This window comes from Dyella sp. NPDC103356, from assembly GCF_055584465.1.
The window spans coordinates 140,152-160,749 of the sequence record NZ_JBVJLZ010000011.1 but is presented as its reverse complement, the minus strand read 5'-3'; the positions used below and the strand labels follow the sequence as shown (position 1 = coordinate 160,749).

The window sequence follows — 20,598 nt, the reverse complement described above, 5'->3', positions numbered from 1 at the left end:
CAAAAGTCGTCCGGCGAATTGTGGAAATGCGTAAATTAGAGGGCGGTCGGTCTAGCTAGCGGATCGCCTAGACTTTTGACTACCCCCTGGGTATGTCAATCAATTCAATGCCTTGATGCTCGGCACCGGCCACCCGTCGGCGTCGCACCCTCGAACCTCGCGGCCGCGCTCGATACGCGCCTTATCACTGTTGTGACAGTCGCGACAGAGCGACTGAAACGGGCCGTCCCAGAACATCGCCTCTGTCTCGCCAGCAGGATGTCCATTGACGTGGTCACACACCGTCGCAGCGACCACAAGGCCGCGTGAATCACAGAACTTGCACAGTGGAAACGCTGCCAGTTGTACCAGGCGCATACGTTGCCAGCGTGCAGTGCCATATAGATGCGCGAACGCGCTTCCACCTGGCTGTCGTACAGTCATCAGGTATTACCGAACTGTTCCGCTTCATCCGCATTAAGGCAGACGCTTGGACGTTCGTAGACACTGAGCTTGCCGTTGTCGACTATGAATTCCTCCACCGTGTTCGGCGGGGGCGATGACGCAGCGACAACGTAGTGAATCTGGCAACCAGCAACGACGATGCCGCCGATACGCGCATACCAATTGCTTGATCGGTTGTTGGTGCGAATGCCAAGCGTCTGCTCGTCATTGAACACGCCGCGCACCGTGCCATAGATCGATCGGTACTGGCGGCCATCTGGGCCATAGAACCAATTGTCGGTGGTGACGATGACCTTGCGACCAGCCTCAAGCATTGGCGTCAGCGCCGCGCCTGGCAGCTGGCTATTGGAGTCAGATTCCATCTACTGTCAGGCCTTGATGTGGGTAAGGCGCGCCACATCGAGTGAGGCGCGGGTGACGTGTTGGTGCTTAGACCAGCTTCTTGGCCAGGGCCACGGCTTCGTCCCACACCTTCTCGACGTCATGGCCGGCAGTCGTAAGCACAGCCTTGAGCTTTTCGAGCAACGGATCGGTCGTATCGGTGGCAGCAGCAGTGGGTTGGTTCTGGGTCGGATCGGACACGGGTGAATCCTCAGTGGGTGCGGCGGCAGCCGCGGATAGAGATGGAATGGGCGCGACGGAGGTCGATGCGGCAGGCTGTTGGCCAAGGCCGATCAGGCGCATGAGGAAACTGGCAACGGCGGACAGGATCTTCATTGGCGATCTACCTTCAAGGCGTCTTGGAGAGCGCGGATTTGCGCGTCGGCGTCGGCTGCGGCTTGAATAATTCGTCCCGCACTCGCTGCTCGGTCGTCGGTGCCTGCATCAGTGGCGCTGGTACTGGCGCCGGAATGGGACAGATCGGCTGACTCGGACGGACAGCGCCATGCTTGTGACAGCCGGAGCTTGCCAGAGCGCAGATCAGCAGCAGTGCGAGACCCATTACCCTTGTCATTGCTCTTGTCCTGTTCGAAGCGTTGAGCCACAGCGTTAAGGTCTGACGCATGCTTTTGCTCGGTGACGCGAGCATCCTCGGAGGCCTTGAGAGCGAGCTGTGCTCGCTTGGCCGATTCGCTCGCGGAAGTTGCAGCCTGCTTGGCAACCGTGATTGCGCCGCTTTCCGCGCCATCGTGATGACCCTTTGCATAGATGCCGGCGACGATCGCCATAATCAGGACGATGCGCAGCCAGACCATTACGCACCACCTTCGCAGAGCGATCGTTCCCACTGGCGGCGCGTGACGATGCCGGCGCACTTGCTGTCTTTGAGGCGGCAGTCACGATCGCCGACGTAGACGTATTCGGTGATCACCGCGCAAGCGGCCTTGTTCTTGCCGGCATTCAGCAGCGGCACGGCGCCGGAACGGCAAAACGCACCAGTGCCGACATTGTAGGCGAAGTCACCCCAGGCCTTGATCTCGTTGAACGCCAGCTCGCCGCTGACGCACTTGCCCATGTTGCCCAGCATGACCTGGACATAGCCGGCTTCGAGCTTGTCGCACTCGGCGGGCGTGTACGTGCGGCCTGGAATGACCGTAGGCCCGGTAATGCCTGCGCACACCGTCCACACGTGGCCGAGCTTGTCCCAATAAGGAACATATTTTCGACCTTCGTGCGCCGGCAGCGATGCGACGATCGCCATGATCGCCCCAGCGCCAGCCGTGACGAACGTGGCGCGCATCGGCAGCTTCATGGCTTCTTCCACTCGCGATGCCATTTCCAGACCAGGTGAGCTGCCTGGAGCAGGCTATACAGCCCGATCAGGACATAGGCCCATTGCTCCGGTCCCCATCCAGCTGCATTTGCCACCGCGAAGGCGACAGGCGGCGACAGCTTGGCCGCGGCGCTTCCTGCTTCATGCATCATTTCGGTCTGTTCCATTGATGCGTCCCCTTATATGAGTGGCCGACGCGCGAGAAACGGGCAATAAAAAAGCCCCGCCGGAGCGGAGCTTTTCGTGTTTGGTCAGTTTTCGACCGTGCCAGTTTTAGACGAAAAAATTAATTAATCAAGGCTTACGATGTAATCGAGCATATTTATTTGTTCGTCAGGGTCTAACGGTTCGCTGAAAGGGATGCGCAGCCAGCCGGCGACATGGATTTTCCCCAAGCGCAGATGCTGGCAATAACGGACATCGCCAATCTGCAGGCCGTAGTGCCGCGCCAGCTCCTGCCGCTTCACCTCCCGCGGCGCCTTGTCCATACCATATTCGTATCGCAGCACAATCGAGGGCTCGAAACCCTTTTCCTGCGCAGCCAGCGCTACGACAGCCTGGTGCACCTCATCCGCCGCTGTAACTGATGCCTCATAGCCCAGCCCGAACGGCGCCCTCCCTTGCCACTTCATCATTGATGCCAGCGGCGACGGGCCGGTTGATTCGATGAAATAGGTGGTGCGCGACGACCGTCGCCGCGACAGTAGCTCCGCTGCATAGTGCTTACCCCATTCCGCGAGGCGCACTTCCAGGCTACGAGGTTGGCGCATCGACGCCGGCCTCCACTGTTTCTTCGACGGTGACCAGAACCCGAACGACCTTCATTTTCCCCTGGTGCGCGTGATAAACGCCGTAGTCGGCAGCCAGCTGCCGCACCAGGCGTTCCTGTTCGTCAAGGGTTGACAGTTGGATCGTTCCATCGGGCGCCTGCAGCGCCCAGGCCGTGCGTGCCAGCCCATTCGCGATTACAAGCATGGTTCCTCCCAAGGCCGCTCGGCCTTCAATCGAATGTATTCCTGCGTGCGCATCACGCCCTCGCCGTGCATGCGGCACAGGGCGTCTTTGCTGAGACCTGTGATGCGGGTTCGTCCGTCCAGCTCGTCATGACAGGCGCTGCAGGCGTATGCGCCCATGTGATCTGGCGATTTGAGGCCTTTGCCGGAGATGCCGGCCAGCGGGTAATGCGCCAGCACAGTCGTTTCATTCCGGCGATTGCATACACCCGGCACGCGAACCAGGCATGGCTTGTCGCGGGCTTCCCGGCGCGCCTTTGTCGTCTTCATGCCGCCACCGATAGGGGATGCGCCGCAATGCCGCGCACTTCCATATATGTCGCTACGAACTCGGCCGCTTGCTCCGGGACGATCGCGTTGCCATAGCCTTTCAGACTACCTAGGCGATATGCCTTTGCGCGCTTGAGGCTCTTTGCATCAAGTCCTGCCAGCTCTGCCAGTCGGCGAAGCTCGGGAGACAGTTTTCCCATACCTTTGGGTAAGCCATAAGCCAACGGGAATGTGCCGGATTCAACTGGCCGCCACTTTCCATCTGTGCAGAGGAGCCAGTCAGCATCTGCCCAGAAGCCGTGAAGCGGGCTGGGCCAGCGGTTATTGTCGGATACCCCATCGCCGAGCAGAATTCCGCGTCCACTACGATTCTGGCTGTTTCGTTCAAATACATGGGAACGGTCTTCTGATTGGCATTGTCCCGACGGAATTCCCTTCTCTTGCGCATCGTTTCGGCCGACGCGTTGCGCTCCATTGCAGTTGGAGTCGGCCACCCTGCCAGCGCCACTGTCTTGCGGCTGCTGTCGTTGTTGCCCGCTGCGTTGTTGCCGTTCTGCGCTGGTGTTCCTGCCATCGGCGTCGGCCACCCTGACAGGGCTACCGCTATTCGCAGCTCTGACCGTCTGCAATTGTCCAATCTCTCGTAGGGAGAGCCTTTCCCGTCGCATGATTTCGGCGTCGGCCACCCAGTAATTTCGGTCTCGGATGTGCGGAGCACCGATCCCCGCAGACGGAAACGGGACACACCCATAGGCGTAGTCCATGCCTTCCACGTCAGCTTGTACAAGGTCGATCCAAGGCCCGACAGCCGCGCTTGCAACCTGCTCTCCAAAGATGACTGCAGGTCTGCACTGCGCGATGAGATGCTGCCAGGCCGGCCAGAGATGCCGCTCGTCGTCAAACCCAGCGCCTTTACCTGCCGCGCTGAAAGGCTGGCAAGGGCAGCTGCCAGTCCACACGGGTCGATCCATCGGCCATCCGGCAAGGGCCAGGGCATAGGCCCACCCGCCGATGCCGGCAAAGAAATGACACTGGCTGTATCCGCGCAGTTCGTCGGGTCGGACATCCTCGATGCTCCTGGTGTCGATGTCGCCCGCAGGGATGTGGCCGGCGTCCATGAGGTTGCGCAGCCATTGCGCTGCGTAGGGTTCGATCTCGTTGTAGTAAACGGCCTTCATTCCGAGCACTCCGCCACGCTGAGCCCAGCGCACCATTCACGCATTGCCACACGGCCGGCCTGGCGTGCGCTTTCCTCGGTAACTCCTTTCATTCCCGGGACGTAGAACTTTTGCTCCACGACGCCCGACGCAAGGCGGCACCGATAGGTGATGCTGTAGCCCGAGGGGACGTCATTCAGATGCTCATTGAAGGTAAGCAAGCCGTCGCCCGTCTGGAATTCAATCTGATCCACACGACGCGGCCGATAGGTATGCGCGATGCGTGCACTTCGCTTAAGCATCCGATCGAGCAAGAATTGATTACGCCGCACGGTGACCGTTCTCCGCGTTGAACATGCCCACGGCCTTGCCCTTCCCTGCCATCAGCCGCTCGTAGGTGCAGGCGCGGCAATTGGAGAGAGACAGGACGCCCTTGATGACCGGCCAGAATTCCGAGGTGAGTGGATGCCAGCTGTCTTCGTCATACCCGATCCGCAGGCATCGATTGCAGGCGCAATACTCACCGTCAGGCCTTGACGCGAACTGCCTAACCTTGTGCCGGACGATAAGAAACCCTTCCGGCTGATCGCTGATCAGAGCCTCGGCCGCCGGCGCATCATCGGGACGGCTGCCGCTGACTCGTCGACGGCGTAGCGCATCCTGGGGCGCCAGTTGCCGGTGCGCTCCAGGCTTACGGCCTTGAGCCTGCAATGCCGCATCGACTGCTCGATCACCCCGATGCTTGTCGACAGGCACTGCGCCAGCTCGAACTTGGTCATGGGCTGCAGGCGCAGCGCTGCCTCGATGCGCTCCGGCATAGACATGGGATTGGCGGTCATACATTCCCAGCCGCCTCCATGCCATTGGTTCGGAAGATCGCGGCCATGCGCGCCAGCTCCGCACGAGCGGTTTCGTCGCTGGCCGGTACCGGCTTGGCGCGCTTCTGGAAGCCGATCACACCCGCCAGGTCCGGCGGCAGCTCTCCACCAGTGATGACGTGGCGGCACGTCAGCTCGTAGGCCTCATTCACGGCACGGTCAAACCGGAACTCGTCGCCGCAGTTGTAACTGTCGCGGTCCATGTATGACCACACTTGACGCATGAATGGCGTGCGCTGCTCCGGCGGATACTTCAGGTCGTGGCGAACCTGCGCCAGGCTGGGCACGCCGATGCACATTGCGCGGAAGCGCGGCGCCGACGGTGGCCACTCCAGGCCGAGCGCGACGGTTTCCTGCAGGCCGACGGCGATCTGCTCCGGGCTCACGCCGGCAAGCGCAACGGACCAAGTATCTGCGGCACCGCCAGCAGGATCGATGCCGTACTGGCTCGTCCACGTCCTACCGAACATGTGCGCCATCTTCAGCCAGAACTTGTCCAGCAACGGTTGCGGTGTACGCGGCCTCGTAGTCGGCGCCGCGCCCGTTACTGTGCTCACGGGCTTGTCGCTCGTCGATGGCCCGCTGGACAGCGTCACCAACGCTTCCGCTGTTGCTTGCTGCACCGTTTGCATAATTGCCTCCAGTCGTCCGCTTGGGCGCGAACAGGCCTTGCCAGCCATTGCGAATGGCGGTCTCGATGACTTCCTTCGGGGTGAAGCCTTCCGCGCGGAGCTTCGTCAGTTCGGTGATCGACAGCTCCGCTGCGCGCTGCGTCAGTGGCTTCTTGCGCTCCTTCCGATCAGCAACCCAGGATTCCCAGAGCGCTTGATCGAGCCAATCCGGCAACACGATCTCAATCGCATGCGCGGGCTTGCTCGCGCCCTTTGGGTTGCTCTTACGGTTCCTTGACGGTTCTGACGGTTCCGTGTCCCGTTTTTGGGACTGTTTCGCGGAAAAACGGGACTGTTCGGCGGGAAAAACGGTACTGTTTCCATCCGTTTTCGGAACTGTTCCGTTTTCGGTATCGTTCCGTTTTCGGGACTCTTTAACGATGCCGTTTTCGGTACTGTTTTGATCCAGGTGCAATCGATACACGACAACCTGGTTCGTTTCACCGCGGCGCTTGCCGGTGTCCTCGATGTAGCCCATGTCCTGCAGGCGGCGCAGGTTCGCCAGGACGGTCTTTCTGTCCTGCCCCGTCGCTTCGGCCAGATATTTCGATGACGGGAACGCAAGACCCGTATCACCGGCAGCAGCATTCGCCAGCACCACCAACACGAACTTGGCGGACGACTGCGCAATGGGCTGCTTCAGTGCCCAGGTGATAGCCTCGACACTCATCCCGGCGTAGCCTCGGCGCCGGCCTCTGCGCCGCGAGTCTGCTTTCGGATGGCATCAGCAACCGCATGCCAGCCCGATAGGTCGAACTCCAGATCCGGCAAGTCACGCTTCACTGGTTCCAGACGCATTTCCTTCTGCTCCACCATCACACGACCCCGCGCTGGCCGACAACTGAGCGGAGCTTGTTGAGCAGAAGGATGATGGTCTGCTGATGGGCCAGGCCAGCGGTGGTGATCGCTTCGATCTCGTTGCGCGTGATCAGGCTGTCGGCCAGCGCTTCCTGCAGCACGCGCTTGAACTCACCATCGACCTTGCCGGCCATCAGCATGGCCTGCATGACGGTGGTCGTATCATCCCCGACTCCCAGGTCGATGCGTGCCAGCACGTAGCCGTGCTCGGCGGCCAACGCCTGCAGGATGCGGTGATCGCCGGTCAGCGACATGATGCGGTCGGCTTCGGCGAGCGTGAGATGGTTGCGGTCGTTGTTGACGTTGACCTTGCCGCGCAGCACAGCGGCGGACATGCCCAGGCGCACCGCCAGGGTTTCACTGCCGCCCGGGTAGCCGTGCACGGTCGCGTCGGCGGCGTCGATGACATTCATTGGGCTTTGCCTCGAATGGAGAAAGCCGCGCCGAGCGCAGCTACTGTGTCGCCATGGACGACAGGACGACCACGGATGGCCGAAGGAACGGAGCTGCGCGCAGGGATGCGCGACGAGGCGGACGCCTCCTGCTGGTAGGCTGGGATTGCGACACCACCAACCACCAGACAGGAGGAATCCATGAGCGAAACGGCATCGCCTATCGACAGTTTGTCGCCCGAGTTATTGGCGCAAGTCACAGCGAGTACCTATCAGCAAGTGCTGTTGTCATTCGCACTTGCGGTGGCAAAGCAGAATCACGGATCGAAGCAACTGATCGCCGACTTTCTTGCTCAGCTAGACAAGCAATTTGCGAACTTCCATGCCGACAATCCGGATCAGTCGATGCAGGCATGGCAGCAACATTTTCAGGCGCTGGCGAGCATGCTTCTGGAAGCGCTGGGCGCGACTCCAGAGGATGTGGAGCGAAACGCTCGACAGTCGACGTAACACAGGCGCGCTCAGCGGCTCGGGTCGCTGGGCGCATGCCCACATACGTCCACCAACCAATCCCGTTAGGGCGGTATGCGGGCTTCATATGCGACATGTCAGGCCGCGTCCCTGCCCTGCGGCTCATCGACAGCTACGGGTTCGCCGAAGATGTCGGGGCGCAAGGTGGCTGGATCGATGGCGCCGTCGGATGCGCTATTGATTTGGCGCGCCAGTGGACCACTCGCTTGCTTGTGTCCCAGGGCGATCATGTAGAGCGTTTCGGCGCTGCAGCCAGCGCCAGCGGCGAGACCGATGAGAATCGGGCAGTCGCGCTTGCCAGTGCCCCCCTTGCTTGCGATATAGGTTCGGATGTCCATGGAGCGGACATTACCGAAACGGTTATAGATAGGCAATACCATTTCGGTCATTTACCGTTATGGTAACGCCATGGGAGCATCCCGGCATGGATGCGAGCGAAGCCCGAACACAGAATTTGCGCCGCCTGGTCGCCGACGCTGGAGGTCCGACGAAGTTCGGGCAACTTGTCGGACGTGATCAGGCACAGGTGAGCCAATGGGTTTCCGATACCGCGCCCAAGCCGATCGGAAGACGGCTCGCCCGAGACCTAGAGGTAATCCTTGAGCTTGAGCATGGCGCACTCGACCGCGCAGTCGACGACAGTTTGTCGCAAGCCATCCTGAGATTTGAGACCCGCCCCGGCTACCGTCGCTTCCAGGTCATGGGGGAAGGCGGCGCAGGCCCGGGAGTCATCAACGTGGATCACCCAGAAGTTGTCAGGGAGTTGGAAATCGCCGAATGGCGCCTTCAGGAGGAACTGGGCCGCGTGCCGTCCCCCAACCGAGTCAAGCTGCTCACGGTGCGCGGACACTCCATGTCCCCACGCATCCGCCATGGGGACATTGTCTTCGTCGACATTGAGGACACGGTGCCCGCCGACGGCGGCCTATTCGTGATCGTGCTGCATGGGCATGCGCTGGTGAAGCGCCTGGAGATCCGCCGGGACGGCTATCACGTCGTCAGCCTGGCTACGCCCGATCGGCCAGACGTCTATGCGCCCGATCAATCTGACCAGTTGATCATCGCAGGGCGAATCCTCGGCGCCATGCAGCTTAGGAAAGCCGAGGATCTCTAGACATTTCGTTGCCAGACAACACCATTGCTGCTGGCGATGACCTTGGCGGCCGTGGTGGCTAAGAAGTTGAGCGAGAAGACGTGGTAGTTCGTAAGAACTGCGTCCTGGAATTGCTGGTTCGTTTCCAGGTCATCCACCACGACATTCACAGCTCGAGCTTCATCACGGTCAATTCGGCGCGAATGATATTTGTGGATCTGCACGGCGTTGAAATGCTTCGCTGTGGCGGCTGCCATCGCTGCGGCATCAGGATTACCTGCAAACATCCTCTTTTCGAGCCAACCCTTCACCATATGCTCGCCATAGTCCAGATTGTTCTGGGCCTCCACAAGCAGTGACGGCCCCATGCCTTGAAGAATGGGATGCCACAAATGGGCCATGACCGGATTCGCCGCAATATCGGATTTGGCGCGCTCGAACGCATCAATGATGGCGCCTGCTGATCGATATCCATTGCCGGCCAGCATTTGAGCGTCGATCGGTCCGACCTGACTCTGGCGCCCCATAATCAGACGATTTGTGCCGAGCGAAATCATTGTCCCAGCCGACATCGCATATGTCGGAATGACCGCTTCTATGAAACTGAACTTTGAGTGCAGATAGGCAACCAATGCGTTGGCAGCCGCAGGGTCGCCACCAGGCGTATGCAAAATCAGCGTCAGATCACGGGTGCAGTCCATGCCTTGCATCACAGCCATAAGACCGTTGATGTCTTCCATATTCACTGCATTCAACGGCCCTTGGACTTGGGGCTTTTGCAGGAACGAGGACGCATAGAGGATAACGTTGCGATTGTCGCGAAGAACGCTTACAGCGTTCAAGGACGAGACCAGATTGGCCTCAATCCAATGGAGCTTTGCTTGTTGGTTCTGTTGTGAGTCGAATTGAGTCTTTAGGTCATTCCACGATGGCATTCTCGAAGCTCTCCAGCAGCACAGGGCTGATAGAGGCCACGATGCCTCCTTCCTTGGAATCGGGCGCGCCCGCGCCCAGCAGACCCAGCTCACTCAGTTTCAGGTACTCGGCATACAGCCGGTCCGCATCCGCGAGCGCGTCTTGCATAGTGTTTTCCATGGTTAGTCCCCCGTCGTGGGGCGTATGTTGATCGAATTGTGCACAGGTTATCAACAGCTTTCCGTAGTTTAGTAGAAAGTTTTTGATAACTGAACTCTGAAGTACATTAAACGTTGTTCGAACGTTCAGCGAAGTAAGCCGCCGAAACATCGCCAAACTCCTGCAATACAGCAGGTTCGCTGTAGTAGCCAAGATCCTCATCGCGCTCCTGGCGCCAGGCGATAACCGCCGCATATTCCAGGGCTAACCCTTCGGCCAGCCTTCGGGCTTGGCCCTCCTGGCCACGCAGGATCGCCCTTCCCGGCTCCAGCCCGGCCGGCGTCGCCTTGAACGGCTGCACCACATAGATCACCTGCATGTCCCTGCCCTCTTTCTGGTGGGCGAGTAGCTTCCAGCCGGGCTCGCTCATGGGGCGCGACAGGCTGATCCAGAGCGGCGGAAATCGCCTACCTAAAATAATTACCGTTTTGGTATTGCATAGTCATAACCATTACGGTAATGTCTCCGCACGCCAGCAATCCAGCTGGCCGTGGAGGGATCGATGTTCCGCAGCAGCCACCGTCGTTCGATCGCAGCCGTTGCCGCCTTCGTGGCCGGCAGCTGCGTCGCCTCCGGGCCGACCGCCAACGACCTGCCGACCGAGCTGGTCGGCGAGTTCCGCAGCGCCCCCGGCCAAACGCTGGATGCCTTCATGGTCGATGTCGGCGCCGCGCTCCACACCTTCTCCGACCGGACACAGTTCGAGGCATGCGGCTGGATCGGCGTCACGCCCGACCACAGCGAATACGGTGTGATCGCCTACACCAACCATTCGCACATCGCCTGCAACAGTCGCGGCGCCGACGTGCCGGCGGATATGAACCCGCTGCCGCTGACGATCCATAGCCACCCGACGCAGACCGGGCTGCAGATAAACCGCGCCGACCGCCTCGCCCTGAACCTGCTGGGCAACGGTGGTGTTGTCGCCGGCCTGCACCGCAGCGCAAGCGCCGCTGCCACGGTGCAGATCAACACCTCTGGATTCAGCCCTGGCGACTACAGCCGCTCGGGCTACCTCGCCGCGAGTGGTGGCGTCTGGTTTCAGGACGGCCCCGGCACAGACCGCCTGGTCGGTACCTATCCGAAGGTGCTGCCATGATGCGCGCCCTCGATCGGAGCTGGCTGTTCTGGGCTGCCCTGGCCGTGGCCAGCTGCACGCCCATGGCGTTGCGTATCGCCGGGGTGCTGTCATGACCGTCGCCGAACACTGCAAGGCAGTGGCGATTCTGGACGAGGCGGTCGACTGGCTGCTTCGTAGCTCGGAATCCCGTGGGGACGATGCTCGCGCAGAGTGCGTCCGCGAAGTGCGCACGAGTCTCGTCAAGCTCATCGAGGAGGCGCGCAAGGTCGAAGCCTCTGCCGCCGTATTGGGCATGACAACCGAAAGCTTCACCGCAGCGCTCGCCGCTATCGAGGGGCGAGCGTCAGCCCCTGCCACGTTGTACCCGGCGATAGTCAAGGTGCATGCCGACTCCGGTTGGCGCTACTGCTGCATGCCGCATGCGTGCGCCATTGCTGATGACCTGCGCGCCCAAGGCAAGTTACCGACATTCATGCCGTCGGCGCCTCCCGGTACGGAGTGCGCAGATTGCTGGACCGAAGCTGGCCACAAGCCACCCCATTCCGTTTTGCCGGCCTCATCGTCTGAGGCCTCCCCCTCCCTCCGGGCTGAGGGCGATGTGGCCGGCACCCACTCCGGGAGCGCGCCATGAGCTCCGTTCGTCACTACGAACAGCTTGCTCACGCCGAGAAGCAACTCGCCGTCGGCAACCTCCTGAAGAACATCCTTCGAATCCGCCCCGCGCTCGTGCGCGACGGCACCCTGTTGGACTCGCCGGCGGGTACGCCCATCCCCCCGTGCAAAGCGGCAGCTGCGACACCCTGCGCAGATCCCGCTCCCGCCGGTGAGTCCACTTCTTACGCGACGCTGGTCGACGTCCGCCTCATGGCCAAGAGCTTCGCGTTGGTCGATGCGTGCGTTGCGCTTCTCGCCCTCGGCTACGCCATTGCGAGGCACCTCTGATGTTCGGCCGGAAGCGCGAAGTTCAAATCCTGCGTGAGGCGCTGCTCTGGTATGCGAATCGCGAGGTGTATCGCCGTCGAGGCAAGCACCCGAAGGGATCGCCGGTTCAGTTCAATCGTGCACCCATCGTGCTGGATAAAGGCACGCATGCACGCAAGGCTCTGAATGACGCGGATGCGATGCGCTGGAGCGGCATGCAACGCCGTCTCTCCGTTGCGCTGGCGCTGCGCCTTCGGCGCGTGCCGCCACCCAGCGTTGTCGGGATCGATCATTCAGACGGAGAGATTTAGCCATGGCTGGCACCGCAGATCTGTTCGACGGAACGTTCGACAACCGGACAAGCGGCACACGCGAAGTATGGCAGGACGGAACGCTTCGCCGTCATGCGCGCAAGAACGCCGTTGGCGACGAAACAAGTTTCTTCTCCGAAATGCATGCTCCTTGGGGCTCCTATCCAGACCTTCCAATGAATGCAGCCAGCACTGCGGCAGGCGGTTGATTCGGCTGTGCAACACCGGACGCCCCGTCCGGCGGTACGGGGCACAAGAAAGCATCCTCGCAGAGCCTGTCGGTGTAGGCGCCCAGACTCATGCATCCGGGAAAACGTGGGTTCGACTCCCTCCGAGGGTGCTTCCTTGTACGGCAGTGCGGCGCGTCGATGACGCCCGAGCGGGACCGAGAAGCGACGCTGCCAAAACATCGGCCGCTGCCATTGACCACAACACGCCGGCGCGACCGGCCAAGGACTTTCAGTGAACCAGCCGCAAATCACGTTCGAGAATTGCACTATCAACATGCTCGCCGCGCCGCCGATCACGCATCTCGGCGAACTGGTGCTTGGCGTGAAGGCCAGCACGGCTGCCGGCGATCACTTCGAGATCTCCGAGGACGGCCAGATCGTCATCGACCGTAAGACCGGCCTGATGTGGCCTCGCGACGAATCGAAGCGTTGTGATTTCGCCGCTGCCGAAAAGTACTGCGCAGGCCTGCGATTGGGCGGTTTCTCAGACTGGCGGCTTCCTACGCTCGACGAGTTGCAGACCATTGTTGACCGCAGCCGCCATAACCCAGCCATCGATACCAGCGTGTTCAACACGAATGGCAATTGGACCTGGAGCCGCGACGAGTACAAGGGCAACCCGGGCCCGTCGGGTTCCGTCTGGTTCGTCTATTTCGACAACGGCGTCGTCAGCGCCGGCCACCGCGACAGCACCGCGTTCGCGCGGGCGGTGCGCGCGGTGCCGGCCGGTCAGTAATCGGCCTTTGGCCATCCACCTTCAACGCAAGGAAACCTTCATGCAACAGGTAACGATGATCAAGATCGGCGCGAACGGTGAACAGCTCCCGCTCGATGCCGCCGCTTGGGAGGCTGTGCTGCTCCCTACACTCGGCCTGATGTTTTCGGCCAAGACGCTGTCCGAGGATGAGCAGGACTTCGAAGATACCGAAGCGGCCATCAAGACCCTCACGACCGCTGGCTTCAACGATTGGCGGTTGCCGGAGCGCTTCGAGCTGGAAGCCATCCTCGATCTGACGCGGTATAGCCCTGCCATCAATACGGATTTCTTTCCGGACACCCAGAGCGACTGGTACTGGACAAAGACGCCTGGCGCCTGGAACGACAAAGCGGGCCCGTCGGGTTCCGTCTGGATCGTCCTTTTCAGCTACGGCTACGTCCTCAGCTTCCACCGCGGCAACGCCGCGTTCGCGCGGGCGGTGCGCGCGGTGCCGGCCGGTCAGTGATTTGTCATTGGGCTTAGAGACCTTTCGATGAACTTCTCCATCCCACCCGTCGCGAAAGCCGCTCAAGCTCTGGCTGTCGACATTGAGCGCGCGGTAGCAAGGTTTCCGCGCGCGCATCGTTATGCAATCGGCACAGATCTTCGCAAGCGGGCGATGAATGTGGTTTTCCTCTGTAACCGTGCGTTCCGCGATGCGGACAATCGCGGCGAGTGGTTGGAGAAATTGAAGTGGAAGGTCGATGAGCTCAAGGACATGCTGCATATAGGCAAGCAGCTGCATGCGTTTAAAAGCTTCCGCGAGTTTGAAGCCATCGCCAGGCAAGCGGCCGAGGTTGGGCGGCAGGTAGGTGGGTGGCATCAGAGCAATCACCCTAAAGGCCAGGATGGCCAGGCGCGCGCGCCTGGACAGCGCGCCAAGACACTGAGTACCCACGCCGCCTCGACGTATGAGGCCAATACATGACGAAGCCATGCTACCCAATTGGATGCGCGGCCGGGTCGCAAGTGCGCGGGGAAGCGGGCCCGTCGGGTTCCGTCTGGATCGTCAATTTCAACAACGGCAACGTCAACAACAACCACCGCAACAACACCGCGTTCGCGCGGGCGGTGCGCGCGGTGCCGGCCGGTGAGTGTCAGGGTGAAGTAACGCTGCATGATCTAGACCAGGCGTGGCGCGCAGCGCGACGCCAGAAGCGACCAAGCGCCAATCAAATGCGGTTCGATCTTCAATGGATCGACCGCATGCTTGATCTGCAGGCGCGGTTGAACGCGGGCACCTGGGCACCAGCGCCCGCTACCTGCTTTATTGCCCAGCGCCCGAAGGCGCGGCAGATCCACGCGCCAGATTTCGGTGATCGCGTGGTGCATCGTCTGATCGTCCCGCAGCTTGAAGCGATATACGAGCCAGGCTTCATCCATGACAGCTACGCCAACCGCAAAGGCAAAGGCACCCACAAGGCGGTAGAGCGCTTGCGCCACTTCGTCCGGCAGGTCCACAGCGGCCAGGGTGGCGGCTGGTATTTGCAACTCGATGTGCGCAATTTCTTCAACAGCATTCATCGCCCTACTCTTTATCGAATGCTCAAGGATCGCCTGGAGTGTGCGGGCCTGCCTGACTCTACTAAACGCGCGGTTCATGCGCTCCTGCGGCATCCAGTACACCGGCAGGGCGTCATCCATCGTTCGACGGCCGAGGAGCGCGCCCAAGTTCCAGCGCATAAAAGGCTTGAAAACGCCGATCCAGGCTGCGGGCTGCCCATCGGCAATCTATCCAGCCAGTTTTTCGCCAACGTCTATCTCGACGCGCTGGATCAGTTTGTAAAGCACCGACTCAAGGCTACTCGCTACCTGCGATATGTCGATGATTTCGTGCTCGTCCATCATGACCGCGCGCAGTTGGAGCGCTGGAAGGTTGCTATAGAGCAGTTCCTGGGCGAGCGGTTACGCCTCCGCTTGAAAGATGATGTGCGCCTACGGCCATTGAAGGCTGGTATCGATTTCCTGGGTTATGTGGTCTACCCGACCCATACGCGTGTGCGCGCCAGGGTTGTACGACATGCCCGTGAAGCGGTGGCGTCTTGGGGTCGTGCTCATCGTGTGCGGCGCGGGTTCCGTGCCAGCCCGGCTGATGTACGCGCTCTTGGCTCGACTATGGCCAGCTATGCGGGACATTTCCGTCATGCAAATAGTTGGCGACTGCAGCGCCGGCTCTCTGCCGAACACCCCTGGGCTGAAACGCTTGCGCGTCCCACCCGCTTCCATCATTCGCTGGAAGGCCGTCACCTGACCTTTCGAATGGGAGAGCAGCCATGCGTGTAACGGCTGCCGATTTGGCCTGGTTCGACAAGGCCTCTCCCAGCGCGCGCTGGGACATTCGGATCAGGTGCCAGGACTGCGAGCATATCCAGCGCAACCCGATCAACCCCGGCGCCGCAGCGTGCCGCTGCTATCGCATACCCGGTGCGAGCCACTACCCCATGGAAAAGCACCACTGCCGCACCTTCGAGGCGATCCGATGATTGATGCAGATTTCGAGAAGGCTGTGGCACGCGCCTGCATGCGCGCCGCCAGTTCGAGCGCCTCGCTGGAGCCATTCCGGGCCGGCGACACATCAGCGGTCCTACATGGCGCCTTTCTGCCGGCGATCGCCCAGGAGGCCGGCGTTTCGATTCCACAGGCTCGCCGGCGAATGCGGCAACTACAGGCCGATGGTCGTGCCATGCGAAGCGATACCGCAGGCGGTAGCACTCGCTGGTGGCTGGCTGGGCTCGCGCCTCGGACGAAGATCAACGCGGCACCGGCCGCGCCGGCTCCGCATCCAGGCCATCAAGCCGTGACGGCGCCGGCCTCGGCAACAAGCCGCCAGCATTGGAGCGAAGTGCTTGGCGTCGCCAGGGATTGCTCCACCAGCGAGGCACGCACCGCCTTCGCGCACGCCCGTGGCGCCCTGGACGAGGGCGACCCCGATTACCCCAACCAGCGACAGCGCATCTATGACGCGATCGACGCGTGCTGCCGCGAACACGAAATTCAGATCCAGGAGTGAATATGTCGACTGATCCCAAAGTAAGCATGCTCATCTCGGCAACGCGAGCGCTCCTGGCTGCGCTTGATGCCGGCCGCTCGCCGGCCGACGAGGTATTCGAGGTGGAAAACGCATTGCTGCACTTCGATAACGATGGGTCTAAAGACACTACAACCGAGGTTCGGAATGGCAATTGAAGCCTACCCGCTGCAATGGCCGGAGGGCTGGCAGCGTACACAGAGCTGGCGACGTCAGTCTGGCAAGTTCGATACCACGCTCGGCAAAGCGCGCGATGGACTGCTGTCCGAAATCAAGCGCCTCGGTGGTCGTCACTCGGTCATCAGCAGCAACCTGCGTCTTCGCCAGGATGGACTGCCCTATGCCGCTCAGCCGCGGATCGATGATCCCGGCATCGCCGTCTATTTCGACTACAAGGGCAACGCGATGTGCTTCGCTTGCGATCGGTATTCTAAGCAGGAGGCCAACTTGCGCGCGATCGAGCTGACGATCGCCGCCCTGCGTGGCATCGAGCGCTGGGGCGCAAGCGACATGATCGAACGTGCCTTCACTGGCTTTGCGGCCATCGGGCATCAGGCTGAGGAGGACTGGAGCACAGTTCTCGGTATCTCGCGCCAGGCCACTCGCGAGGAGATCGAGGCCGCATGGCGCCGCCTTCGTTCAGCCCATCATCCAGACAAGGGCGGCGAACCCGCCGAATTCCAGCGCATCAAGAAAGCCTATGAGGAGGCGATCACGCCATGACCGACCAGCTGGAAGCAGATCGCATCCTGGAACTCGCCGAGTCCGTTCGCATGAATGAGCGATTCTGCGGGCCAGAGGCGGCGGGCGCTTTACGCGCCTACGCCAAAATATTACAAGCCGCCCGCTCGCTGCCGAACACGGCCGCGCCTCGGGCGGTGAGCGATGAGGATGTGGAGCGCGCCTGCCAGCTATTTTTCGTCGGCAACGTGCGTAAGCCGTGGCCCTGGCGCGAAACGCAGGATATGGATGAGCCAGATGCGACGTTTGAGGGTATGCGCCAGGTTCTGCAAGATGCCCGTGCCGCCATCGAATCCCTCGTGCCTGTGCAGCCGAGCGATCCTGAAAACGATGATCGCGGCAACTGCAACGTGTGCCGCCAACCTATTGCGTATGGCGAACGTTGCAGTTCATGCGGAACGGCGATCATGGCGGCGGAAAAGCGCGGTCGTGATTCCGCGAAAACGAACGTTCCGATCTTTAGCAAGGCAGAGTGGCAATCCATTCTCGATCAGATGCAAGCCGCAAGTGATCCTAACCAGCGAACGCCATTCGAGAACCGTGTGATGGGGAAGATTGAGCTTGCTTGTAAAGGCTCCGTCGACGCGCAGCTGAGCGTGCCGGTGGAGGCGTTGATGCAGCTTGCGGAAACTCTGGAAGGAATGGGCCGTGTAAGCCCGCTTCTCGCGGCTGGTGCAGAGCGATCCGCAGAACTTATCGGATTGCTCATCGCCGAGCACGGCAAGGAGAATGGGTGATGAGCACACTCTTCCTTAGCCGCGACGAACTGGTGGATATGAGTGGCCGGAAGCAGCGCGGAAAGGTCTGTGAGTGGTTGGTGAGCAACGGCTACAAATTCGAGGTGGCCGCCGATGGCTGGCCCAAGGTTCTCCGAGCTGCCCTGGACGCCCGCTTGATGCCCGGTGCCGGCCAGCGCACCATGTCACGTAGGGAACCGGACTTCTCAGCCTATGGCAAGACCACGAAAGCAGCGTAGCGGCCTACCGTCCTATTGCTACCGGGACAAGCGCAACGGTGCCTACTACATGCTGGTACCAGCTGCCGGCAGCAAGCTTGCCCGGCGCACCTATGGCGCCGATCTGCATAGGATGCTGGATGACTGGGCGAAGACCTGGGGCGCCACAGTGGCCCAGGGTGACACAGTAGGTGTGGCTTTGGATGCTTACCTCGGCCGGCTCGCTCAACGATTGCACCGGCAAGAGATAACCTCCGGTACCGTCGACGACTATAAAAAGCACATCAGCAAGCTACGCCAGGTGTTTGGCGAGGTGCGCATTCAGGACGTTGGTGTCCCAATGCTGGTGAAGTGGCGCGACGTACGTGCGACGCAGTCACCCACGCAGTTCAACCTGGAGCGAACGAATTTGTTGGAGGCCTTCAAGGTGGCGCTGGAGCTGGGCATGGTCAAAACCAACCCAGTAGAAGATCTTGGGCGAGCTGTGACGAAACCGCGCGATCGCTATGCGTCAGACCAGGACGTGAATACGGTCTTGCGCTATGCGCCTCGACCGGTCCAGGCGGCCATACTCCTGGCCGTTTCGACGGGGCTGCGCCAGGGCGACATACTGAGGCTCAAGGTTACCAACTTCGGCGAGCATGGCCTGACCGTGAAGCCGAACAAGACGAAGGGCAAGACACGAAAGTCGCTCCTTATTCCGTGGTCGCCAGGCATAAGGATGGCCTGTGAGCTGGCCGCCTCCAAGGTTGCCAGTATTGAGGGGTACTGGCTGCGCACGCGTGGCGGCAAGCCCTATACTTCGTCTGGCTTCCGCACGCTATGGGACCGAGCCATCAAGAAGGCCATGGCTGCTGTACCAGACCTGGAGCGGTTCACCTTTCACGACTTGCGCGCGAAGGCTGGAACGGACGGTGAGGACTGGCAGCTGCTCGGACATCTCGACCAGAAAACGCACTCCCGCGTCTATGATCGAAAGGCGAAATTGGTCAAGCCTGCCCGCTAAAAACTCCGAGGCGAATGCCGGAAAACAAGGCATTTTCTCATGCAACGAAACTGATTATTTTTAGCGCAGCACGGCTTCATTTCTTTTCAGCATCAAGTACTTGCGACAGAAAGAAATGGGGATTGAAAATCCCCGTGTCGGCGGTTCGATTCCGTCCCCGGCCACCATTGAAAATCTAGGCCCCACAAGACTTTAGGTCATAGTGGGGCTTTTTTGTTTCTAACATGCGCTTAGATCGAGGTCACGCCCAAACAGGTGGCTTAGGAATCTGCAATGCCTCGGCATCGAACACCTTCTGATGGTGCTTAGCGGATCCGTCGAACCATTCGCATGTGAGTAGATCATCGGCTCCTATAGCTGAAACTGTCATTTTTGGTCCGCCGCTCTTAAGCTCCACGACGTCTCCCTTCTTGAAACCACTCATACCATTTCTCCGTTAATCGGCCGGCCGCCGGCCACGTCGAAAATAGAGCAGTCGTAAAGCGATGCGCAATCCCGCATACAAAACTTTCCGCCTCACGCAACCGGAACGGGTTGAGCAAACCAATGACGATGTCGTGATCGGGCATGACGCACCTCCGTCGCGGGGATGCACACAATGCCACGGATTATCTATCGGTAAAGCCGAACAAAAGCGCGGCCACGCTTAGCCAGCGACCCAAGCCCGATCGAAGTCAGAAGGTGTTGTCCTAGGGACGATTGCGACAGAAAGTACTCTGCGACACAGATTTGCCGTAACGCCGCAGAATCTCGTCCTCGGAAACCCGCTCGAACCCTCGCGCCTCGTAATAGGCGTCGAGATCCGCTGAGCAGTTGAGGTAGACGCCTGCCACGGGAGACGCCGAGAAAATAGCTTTGCAAGTAAAATCCAGCAACGTAGCGCCAATACCAAGTCTCTGACACTCAGGCAGAACACCGACAAAACCAATATACGGCGTCAAGTGATCCCATATGCCACGCGACGGCCTACTCACCGCAATGAGCGCGGACAAAAAGCCGACGACGCGGCCATCCCACACTTCGACCACATTGACCACTCCGGGTACGCCGATGTTCGAGGAGTAGTCGAAGGGATGATTTTCCGGCAGTACCCGGCGCACAATCCCGCGCGCCTGATCGATGTCGCCAATCCCTGCGTACCGCGTCTCACGCGCAACCACTTCTGATTGATGACTCGGCTCAGCCATGGCGTTGCTCCGGAGAAGACCTCGAGCATAGCGCCGACGGTCGGCGGTCTGCCATCACTCGCTCATAGCCGGCGGTAGTCAGCATGGCGCGCACCAAGGGGGTGAGTGCGCGCCAGCTCATGCTTAGCTCCCCACCATCGAATTGCCCCGCTAATGGGACGGAGGTAGTTAAATCACGCGCAGTCTCTGGAGAGTTCACGCGTCTCCGCGGAATATACTCAATTAA

Annotated in this window: 39 protein-coding genes; 18 read left to right on the top strand and 21 right to left on the bottom strand. The window is 60.6% G+C overall.

What is annotated here, in order from left to right; all coding sequences use genetic code 11:
- Positions 1–422: 422 nt before the first annotated feature.
- The 15 genes from ACZ6WW_RS21180 to ACZ6WW_RS21110 form a co-directional block, all read right to left on the bottom strand.
- Positions 423–806, bottom strand: coding sequence for a hypothetical protein (locus ACZ6WW_RS21180; RefSeq protein WP_465275966.1), 384 nt, complete (start codon positions 804–806; stop codon positions 423–425).
- Between the two features lie 67 nt (positions 807–873).
- Entirely contained in the window at positions 874–1,161 is a 288-nt protein-coding gene (locus tag ACZ6WW_RS21175) for a hypothetical protein (RefSeq protein WP_465275965.1), read from the bottom strand.
- The gene (locus ACZ6WW_RS21170) at positions 1,158–1,640 is read right to left on the bottom strand and encodes a hypothetical protein (RefSeq protein WP_465275964.1); all 483 of its coding nucleotides are present in this window, start codon (positions 1,638–1,640) and stop codon (positions 1,158–1,160) included. Before ACZ6WW_RS21170 ends, ACZ6WW_RS21175 begins: the two co-directional genes overlap by 4 nt.
- Entirely contained in the window at positions 1,640–2,137 is a 498-nt protein-coding gene (locus ACZ6WW_RS21165) for a lysozyme (protein WP_465275963.1), read from the bottom strand. The genes ACZ6WW_RS21170 and ACZ6WW_RS21165 overlap by 1 nt, the downstream gene beginning before the upstream one ends.
- Positions 2,134–2,325, bottom strand: coding sequence for a hypothetical protein (locus ACZ6WW_RS21160; RefSeq protein ID WP_465275962.1), 192 nt, complete (start codon positions 2,323–2,325; stop codon positions 2,134–2,136). The genes ACZ6WW_RS21165 and ACZ6WW_RS21160 overlap by 4 nt, the downstream gene beginning before the upstream one ends.
- Before the next feature lie 123 nt (positions 2,326–2,448).
- A complete protein-coding gene (locus ACZ6WW_RS21155; protein ID WP_465275961.1) occupies positions 2,449–2,928 on the bottom strand; it encodes a hypothetical protein in 480 nt (159 codons plus the stop codon).
- Positions 2,912–3,133, bottom strand: a complete 222-nt coding sequence (locus ACZ6WW_RS21150) for a hypothetical protein (protein ID WP_465275960.1) — start codon at positions 3,131–3,133, stop codon at positions 2,912–2,914. Before ACZ6WW_RS21150 ends, ACZ6WW_RS21155 begins: the two co-directional genes overlap by 17 nt.
- Positions 3,124–3,441: a nuclease domain-containing protein gene (locus tag ACZ6WW_RS21145; RefSeq protein WP_465275959.1), complete on the bottom strand. Its 318-nt coding sequence runs from the start codon at positions 3,439–3,441 to the stop codon at positions 3,124–3,126. Before ACZ6WW_RS21145 ends, ACZ6WW_RS21150 begins: the two co-directional genes overlap by 10 nt.
- Entirely contained in the window at positions 3,438–4,619 is a 1,182-nt protein-coding gene (locus tag ACZ6WW_RS21140; protein ID WP_465275958.1) for a DNA cytosine methyltransferase, read from the bottom strand. Before ACZ6WW_RS21140 ends, ACZ6WW_RS21145 begins: the two co-directional genes overlap by 4 nt.
- Positions 4,616–4,930 (bottom strand): hypothetical protein, encoded by a 315-nt coding sequence (locus ACZ6WW_RS21135; RefSeq protein WP_465275957.1) that lies wholly within the window; start codon positions 4,928–4,930, stop codon positions 4,616–4,618. Before ACZ6WW_RS21135 ends, ACZ6WW_RS21140 begins: the two co-directional genes overlap by 4 nt.
- A gap of 261 nt (positions 4,931–5,191) precedes the next feature.
- A complete protein-coding gene (locus ACZ6WW_RS21130; RefSeq protein ID WP_465275956.1) occupies positions 5,192–5,437 on the bottom strand; it encodes a hypothetical protein in 246 nt (81 codons plus the stop codon).
- On the bottom strand, positions 5,434–5,946 hold the full coding sequence (locus ACZ6WW_RS21125; RefSeq protein ID WP_465275955.1) for a hypothetical protein: 513 nt from the start codon (positions 5,944–5,946) through the stop codon (positions 5,434–5,436). Before ACZ6WW_RS21125 ends, ACZ6WW_RS21130 begins: the two co-directional genes overlap by 4 nt.
- Positions 5,936–6,817 (bottom strand): helix-turn-helix domain-containing protein, encoded by an 882-nt coding sequence (locus ACZ6WW_RS21120; RefSeq protein WP_465275954.1) that lies wholly within the window; start codon positions 6,815–6,817, stop codon positions 5,936–5,938. Before ACZ6WW_RS21120 ends, ACZ6WW_RS21125 begins: the two co-directional genes overlap by 11 nt.
- Positions 6,814–6,945: a hypothetical protein gene (locus ACZ6WW_RS21115; protein WP_465275953.1), complete on the bottom strand. Its 132-nt coding sequence runs from the start codon at positions 6,943–6,945 to the stop codon at positions 6,814–6,816. Before ACZ6WW_RS21115 ends, ACZ6WW_RS21120 begins: the two co-directional genes overlap by 4 nt.
- 17 nt (positions 6,946–6,962) lie before the next feature.
- On the bottom strand, positions 6,963–7,418 hold the full coding sequence (locus tag ACZ6WW_RS21110) for a phage regulatory CII family protein (protein WP_465275952.1): 456 nt from the start codon (positions 7,416–7,418) through the stop codon (positions 6,963–6,965).
- 180 nt (positions 7,419–7,598) lie between these two features.
- Here ACZ6WW_RS21110 and ACZ6WW_RS21105 point away from each other — a divergent pair, with 180 nt between their 5' ends.
- On the top strand, positions 7,599–7,907 hold the full coding sequence (locus ACZ6WW_RS21105; protein WP_465275951.1) for a hypothetical protein: 309 nt from the start codon (positions 7,599–7,601) through the stop codon (positions 7,905–7,907).
- 98 nt (positions 7,908–8,005) lie between these two features.
- Here ACZ6WW_RS21105 and ACZ6WW_RS21100 read toward each other — a convergent pair whose 3' ends face one another.
- On the bottom strand, positions 8,006–8,317 hold the full coding sequence (locus ACZ6WW_RS21100) for a hypothetical protein (RefSeq protein ID WP_465275950.1): 312 nt from the start codon (positions 8,315–8,317) through the stop codon (positions 8,006–8,008).
- 35 nt (positions 8,318–8,352) lie between these two features.
- Between ACZ6WW_RS21100 and ACZ6WW_RS21095 the strand changes: the two genes are divergently transcribed.
- Entirely contained in the window at positions 8,353–9,042 is a 690-nt protein-coding gene (locus ACZ6WW_RS21095; RefSeq protein ID WP_465275949.1) for a S24 family peptidase, read from the top strand.
- Here ACZ6WW_RS21095 and ACZ6WW_RS21090 read toward each other — a convergent pair.
- The 3 genes from ACZ6WW_RS21090 to ACZ6WW_RS21080 all read right to left on the bottom strand — a co-directional run bounded on the left by ACZ6WW_RS21090 (position 9,039) and on the right by ACZ6WW_RS21080 (position 10,474).
- On the bottom strand, positions 9,039–9,761 hold the full coding sequence (locus ACZ6WW_RS21090) for an SDH family Clp fold serine proteinase (RefSeq protein ID WP_465275948.1): 723 nt from the start codon (positions 9,759–9,761) through the stop codon (positions 9,039–9,041). The two genes, ACZ6WW_RS21095 and ACZ6WW_RS21090, sit on opposite strands and share 4 nt — an antisense overlap.
- A 178-nt stretch (positions 9,762–9,939) precedes the next feature.
- Positions 9,940–10,104, bottom strand: coding sequence for a hypothetical protein (locus ACZ6WW_RS21085; RefSeq protein WP_465275947.1), 165 nt, complete (start codon positions 10,102–10,104; stop codon positions 9,940–9,942).
- A 118-nt stretch (positions 10,105–10,222) separates the two neighbouring features.
- Positions 10,223–10,474, bottom strand: coding sequence for a hypothetical protein (locus ACZ6WW_RS21080; RefSeq protein ID WP_465275946.1), 252 nt, complete (start codon positions 10,472–10,474; stop codon positions 10,223–10,225).
- A 183-nt stretch (positions 10,475–10,657) separates the two neighbouring features.
- On the opposite strand from ACZ6WW_RS21080, the gene ACZ6WW_RS21075 reads away from it, so the two are divergent.
- The 16 genes from ACZ6WW_RS21075 (at position 10,658) to ACZ6WW_RS21000 (ending at position 19,185) form a co-directional block, all read left to right on the top strand.
- Positions 10,658–11,254, top strand: a complete 597-nt coding sequence (locus ACZ6WW_RS21075) for a hypothetical protein (protein ID WP_465275945.1) — start codon at positions 10,658–10,660, stop codon at positions 11,252–11,254.
- Between the two features lie 91 nt (positions 11,255–11,345).
- Positions 11,346–11,867, top strand: a complete 522-nt coding sequence (locus ACZ6WW_RS21070) for a hypothetical protein (protein WP_465275944.1) — start codon at positions 11,346–11,348, stop codon at positions 11,865–11,867.
- Positions 11,864–12,178, top strand: a complete 315-nt coding sequence (locus ACZ6WW_RS21065) for a hypothetical protein (protein ID WP_465275943.1) — start codon at positions 11,864–11,866, stop codon at positions 12,176–12,178. The genes ACZ6WW_RS21070 and ACZ6WW_RS21065 overlap by 4 nt, the downstream gene beginning before the upstream one ends.
- Entirely contained in the window at positions 12,178–12,468 is a 291-nt protein-coding gene (locus tag ACZ6WW_RS21060) for a hypothetical protein (RefSeq protein WP_465275942.1), read from the top strand. The genes ACZ6WW_RS21065 and ACZ6WW_RS21060 overlap by 1 nt, the downstream gene beginning before the upstream one ends.
- 2 nt (positions 12,469–12,470) lie before the next feature.
- The gene (locus tag ACZ6WW_RS21055; RefSeq protein ID WP_465275941.1) at positions 12,471–12,677 is read left to right on the top strand and encodes a hypothetical protein; all 207 of its coding nucleotides are present in this window, start codon (positions 12,471–12,473) and stop codon (positions 12,675–12,677) included.
- A 253-nt stretch (positions 12,678–12,930) separates the two neighbouring features.
- Positions 12,931–13,434, top strand: a complete 504-nt coding sequence (locus ACZ6WW_RS21050) for an Lcl C-terminal domain-containing protein (RefSeq protein ID WP_465275940.1) — start codon at positions 12,931–12,933, stop codon at positions 13,432–13,434.
- Positions 13,435–13,474: 40 nt separating this feature from the next.
- Positions 13,475–13,921 (top strand): Lcl C-terminal domain-containing protein, encoded by a 447-nt coding sequence (locus tag ACZ6WW_RS21045; RefSeq protein ID WP_465275939.1) that lies wholly within the window; start codon positions 13,475–13,477, stop codon positions 13,919–13,921.
- 27 nt (positions 13,922–13,948) lie between these two features.
- Positions 13,949–14,383 (top strand): four helix bundle protein, encoded by a 435-nt coding sequence (locus ACZ6WW_RS21040; protein ID WP_465275938.1) that lies wholly within the window; start codon positions 13,949–13,951, stop codon positions 14,381–14,383.
- Positions 14,380–15,738 carry a reverse transcriptase domain-containing protein gene (locus ACZ6WW_RS21035; RefSeq protein ID WP_465275937.1) on the top strand — a complete coding sequence of 453 codons (1,359 nt, stop codon included), beginning with the start codon at positions 14,380–14,382 and terminating at the stop codon, positions 15,736–15,738. Before ACZ6WW_RS21040 ends, ACZ6WW_RS21035 begins: the two co-directional genes overlap by 4 nt.
- A complete protein-coding gene (locus ACZ6WW_RS21030) occupies positions 15,729–15,938 on the top strand; it encodes a hypothetical protein (RefSeq protein ID WP_465275936.1) in 210 nt (69 codons plus the stop codon). Before ACZ6WW_RS21035 ends, ACZ6WW_RS21030 begins: the two co-directional genes overlap by 10 nt.
- On the top strand, positions 15,935–16,465 hold the full coding sequence (locus ACZ6WW_RS21025; protein WP_465275935.1) for a hypothetical protein: 531 nt from the start codon (positions 15,935–15,937) through the stop codon (positions 16,463–16,465). The genes ACZ6WW_RS21030 and ACZ6WW_RS21025 overlap by 4 nt, the downstream gene beginning before the upstream one ends.
- A 2-nt stretch (positions 16,466–16,467) precedes the next feature.
- Positions 16,468–16,641, top strand: a complete 174-nt coding sequence (locus tag ACZ6WW_RS21020) for a hypothetical protein (protein WP_465275934.1) — start codon at positions 16,468–16,470, stop codon at positions 16,639–16,641.
- A complete protein-coding gene (locus ACZ6WW_RS21015) occupies positions 16,631–17,206 on the top strand; it encodes a DnaJ domain-containing protein (protein WP_465275933.1) in 576 nt (191 codons plus the stop codon). Before ACZ6WW_RS21020 ends, ACZ6WW_RS21015 begins: the two co-directional genes overlap by 11 nt.
- Positions 17,203–17,961: a C1 domain-containing protein gene (locus tag ACZ6WW_RS21010; protein ID WP_465275932.1), complete on the top strand. Its 759-nt coding sequence runs from the start codon at positions 17,203–17,205 to the stop codon at positions 17,959–17,961. The genes ACZ6WW_RS21015 and ACZ6WW_RS21010 overlap by 4 nt, the downstream gene beginning before the upstream one ends.
- Positions 17,961–18,200: a DUF4224 domain-containing protein gene (locus ACZ6WW_RS21005; RefSeq protein ID WP_465275931.1), complete on the top strand. Its 240-nt coding sequence runs from the start codon at positions 17,961–17,963 to the stop codon at positions 18,198–18,200. The genes ACZ6WW_RS21010 and ACZ6WW_RS21005 overlap by 1 nt, the downstream gene beginning before the upstream one ends.
- A gap of 49 nt (positions 18,201–18,249) precedes the next feature.
- Positions 18,250–19,185 carry a tyrosine-type recombinase/integrase gene (locus tag ACZ6WW_RS21000; protein WP_465275930.1) on the top strand — a complete coding sequence of 312 codons (936 nt, stop codon included), beginning with the start codon at positions 18,250–18,252 and terminating at the stop codon, positions 19,183–19,185.
- A 241-nt stretch (positions 19,186–19,426) separates the two neighbouring features.
- On the opposite strand, the gene ACZ6WW_RS20995 is transcribed toward ACZ6WW_RS21000, so the two are convergent.
- Positions 19,427–19,609: a YodC family protein gene (locus ACZ6WW_RS20995; protein WP_465275929.1), complete on the bottom strand. Its 183-nt coding sequence runs from the start codon at positions 19,607–19,609 to the stop codon at positions 19,427–19,429.
- 265 nt (positions 19,610–19,874) lie between these two features.
- Positions 19,875–20,372: a GNAT family N-acetyltransferase gene (locus ACZ6WW_RS20990; protein WP_465275928.1), complete on the bottom strand. Its 498-nt coding sequence runs from the start codon at positions 20,370–20,372 to the stop codon at positions 19,875–19,877.
- Positions 20,373–20,598 lie beyond the last annotated feature (226 nt).

Bases quoted from the DNA above. Each gene is read 5' to 3' on its own strand.
- ACZ6WW_RS21125 (WP_465275955.1), bottom strand. From the start codon at position 5,946: ATGTTCGGTAGGACGTGGACGAGCCAGTACGGCATCGATCCTGCTGGC.
- ACZ6WW_RS21095 (WP_465275949.1), top strand. From the start codon at position 8,353: ATGGATGCGAGCGAAGCCCGAACACAGAATTTGCGCCGCCTGGTCGCC.
- ACZ6WW_RS21020 (WP_465275934.1), top strand. From the start codon at position 16,468: ATGTCGACTGATCCCAAAGTAAGCATGCTCATCTCGGCAACGCGAGCG.
- ACZ6WW_RS21175 (WP_465275965.1), bottom strand. From the start codon at position 1,161: ATGAAGATCCTGTCCGCCGTTGCCAGTTTCCTCATGCGCCTGATCGGC.
- ACZ6WW_RS21030 (WP_465275936.1), top strand. From the start codon at position 15,729: ATGCGTGTAACGGCTGCCGATTTGGCCTGGTTCGACAAGGCCTCTCCC.
- ACZ6WW_RS21000 (WP_465275930.1), top strand. From the start codon at position 18,250: ATGCTGGTACCAGCTGCCGGCAGCAAGCTTGCCCGGCGCACCTATGGC.
- ACZ6WW_RS21155 (WP_465275961.1), bottom strand. From the start codon at position 2,928: ATGCGCCAACCTCGTAGCCTGGAAGTGCGCCTCGCGGAATGGGGTAAG.
- ACZ6WW_RS21140 (WP_465275958.1), bottom strand. From the start codon at position 4,619: ATGAAGGCCGTTTACTACAACGAGATCGAACCCTACGCAGCGCAATGG.
- ACZ6WW_RS20990 (WP_465275928.1), bottom strand. From the start codon at position 20,372: ATGGCTGAGCCGAGTCATCAATCAGAAGTGGTTGCGCGTGAGACGCGG.
- ACZ6WW_RS21060 (WP_465275942.1), top strand. From the start codon at position 12,178: ATGTTCGGCCGGAAGCGCGAAGTTCAAATCCTGCGTGAGGCGCTGCTC.
- ACZ6WW_RS21120 (WP_465275954.1), bottom strand. From the start codon at position 6,817: ATGAGTGTCGAGGCTATCACCTGGGCACTGAAGCAGCCCATTGCGCAG.
- ACZ6WW_RS21005 (WP_465275931.1), top strand. From the start codon at position 17,961: ATGAGCACACTCTTCCTTAGCCGCGACGAACTGGTGGATATGAGTGGC.
- ACZ6WW_RS21055 (WP_465275941.1), top strand. From the start codon at position 12,471: ATGGCTGGCACCGCAGATCTGTTCGACGGAACGTTCGACAACCGGACA.
- ACZ6WW_RS21170 (WP_465275964.1), bottom strand. From the start codon at position 1,640: ATGGTCTGGCTGCGCATCGTCCTGATTATGGCGATCGTCGCCGGCATC.
- ACZ6WW_RS21150 (WP_465275960.1), bottom strand. From the start codon at position 3,133: ATGCTTGTAATCGCGAATGGGCTGGCACGCACGGCCTGGGCGCTGCAG.
- ACZ6WW_RS21010 (WP_465275932.1), top strand. From the start codon at position 17,203: ATGACCGACCAGCTGGAAGCAGATCGCATCCTGGAACTCGCCGAGTCC.
- ACZ6WW_RS21035 (WP_465275937.1), top strand. From the start codon at position 14,380: ATGACGAAGCCATGCTACCCAATTGGATGCGCGGCCGGGTCGCAAGTG.
- ACZ6WW_RS21090 (WP_465275948.1), bottom strand. From the start codon at position 9,761: ATGGAAGACATCAACGGTCTTATGGCTGTGATGCAAGGCATGGACTGC.
- ACZ6WW_RS21110 (WP_465275952.1), bottom strand. From the start codon at position 7,418: ATGAATGTCATCGACGCCGCCGACGCGACCGTGCACGGCTACCCGGGC.
- ACZ6WW_RS21085 (WP_465275947.1), bottom strand. From the start codon at position 10,104: ATGCAAGACGCGCTCGCGGATGCGGACCGGCTGTATGCCGAGTACCTG.
- ACZ6WW_RS21070 (WP_465275944.1), top strand. From the start codon at position 11,346: ATGACCGTCGCCGAACACTGCAAGGCAGTGGCGATTCTGGACGAGGCG.
- ACZ6WW_RS20995 (WP_465275929.1), bottom strand. From the start codon at position 19,609: ATGAGTGGTTTCAAGAAGGGAGACGTCGTGGAGCTTAAGAGCGGCGGA.
- ACZ6WW_RS21160 (WP_465275962.1), bottom strand. From the start codon at position 2,325: ATGGAACAGACCGAAATGATGCATGAAGCAGGAAGCGCCGCGGCCAAG.
- ACZ6WW_RS21105 (WP_465275951.1), top strand. From the start codon at position 7,599: ATGAGCGAAACGGCATCGCCTATCGACAGTTTGTCGCCCGAGTTATTG.
- ACZ6WW_RS21015 (WP_465275933.1), top strand. From the start codon at position 16,631: ATGGCAATTGAAGCCTACCCGCTGCAATGGCCGGAGGGCTGGCAGCGT.
- ACZ6WW_RS21145 (WP_465275959.1), bottom strand. From the start codon at position 3,441: ATGAAGACGACAAAGGCGCGCCGGGAAGCCCGCGACAAGCCATGCCTG.
- ACZ6WW_RS21180 (WP_465275966.1), bottom strand. From the start codon at position 806: ATGGAATCTGACTCCAATAGCCAGCTGCCAGGCGCGGCGCTGACGCCA.
- ACZ6WW_RS21065 (WP_465275943.1), top strand. From the start codon at position 11,864: ATGAGCTCCGTTCGTCACTACGAACAGCTTGCTCACGCCGAGAAGCAA.
- ACZ6WW_RS21115 (WP_465275953.1), bottom strand. From the start codon at position 6,945: ATGCGTCTGGAACCAGTGAAGCGTGACTTGCCGGATCTGGAGTTCGAC.
- ACZ6WW_RS21045 (WP_465275939.1), top strand. From the start codon at position 13,475: ATGCAACAGGTAACGATGATCAAGATCGGCGCGAACGGTGAACAGCTC.
- ACZ6WW_RS21075 (WP_465275945.1), top strand. From the start codon at position 10,658: ATGTTCCGCAGCAGCCACCGTCGTTCGATCGCAGCCGTTGCCGCCTTC.
- ACZ6WW_RS21100 (WP_465275950.1), bottom strand. From the start codon at position 8,317: ATGACCGAAATGGTATTGCCTATCTATAACCGTTTCGGTAATGTCCGC.
- ACZ6WW_RS21040 (WP_465275938.1), top strand. From the start codon at position 13,949: ATGAACTTCTCCATCCCACCCGTCGCGAAAGCCGCTCAAGCTCTGGCT.
- ACZ6WW_RS21080 (WP_465275946.1), bottom strand. From the start codon at position 10,474: ATGCAGGTGATCTATGTGGTGCAGCCGTTCAAGGCGACGCCGGCCGGG.
- ACZ6WW_RS21025 (WP_465275935.1), top strand. From the start codon at position 15,935: ATGATTGATGCAGATTTCGAGAAGGCTGTGGCACGCGCCTGCATGCGC.
- ACZ6WW_RS21165 (WP_465275963.1), bottom strand. From the start codon at position 2,137: ATGAAGCTGCCGATGCGCGCCACGTTCGTCACGGCTGGCGCTGGGGCG.
- ACZ6WW_RS21130 (WP_465275956.1), bottom strand. From the start codon at position 5,437: ATGACCGCCAATCCCATGTCTATGCCGGAGCGCATCGAGGCAGCGCTG.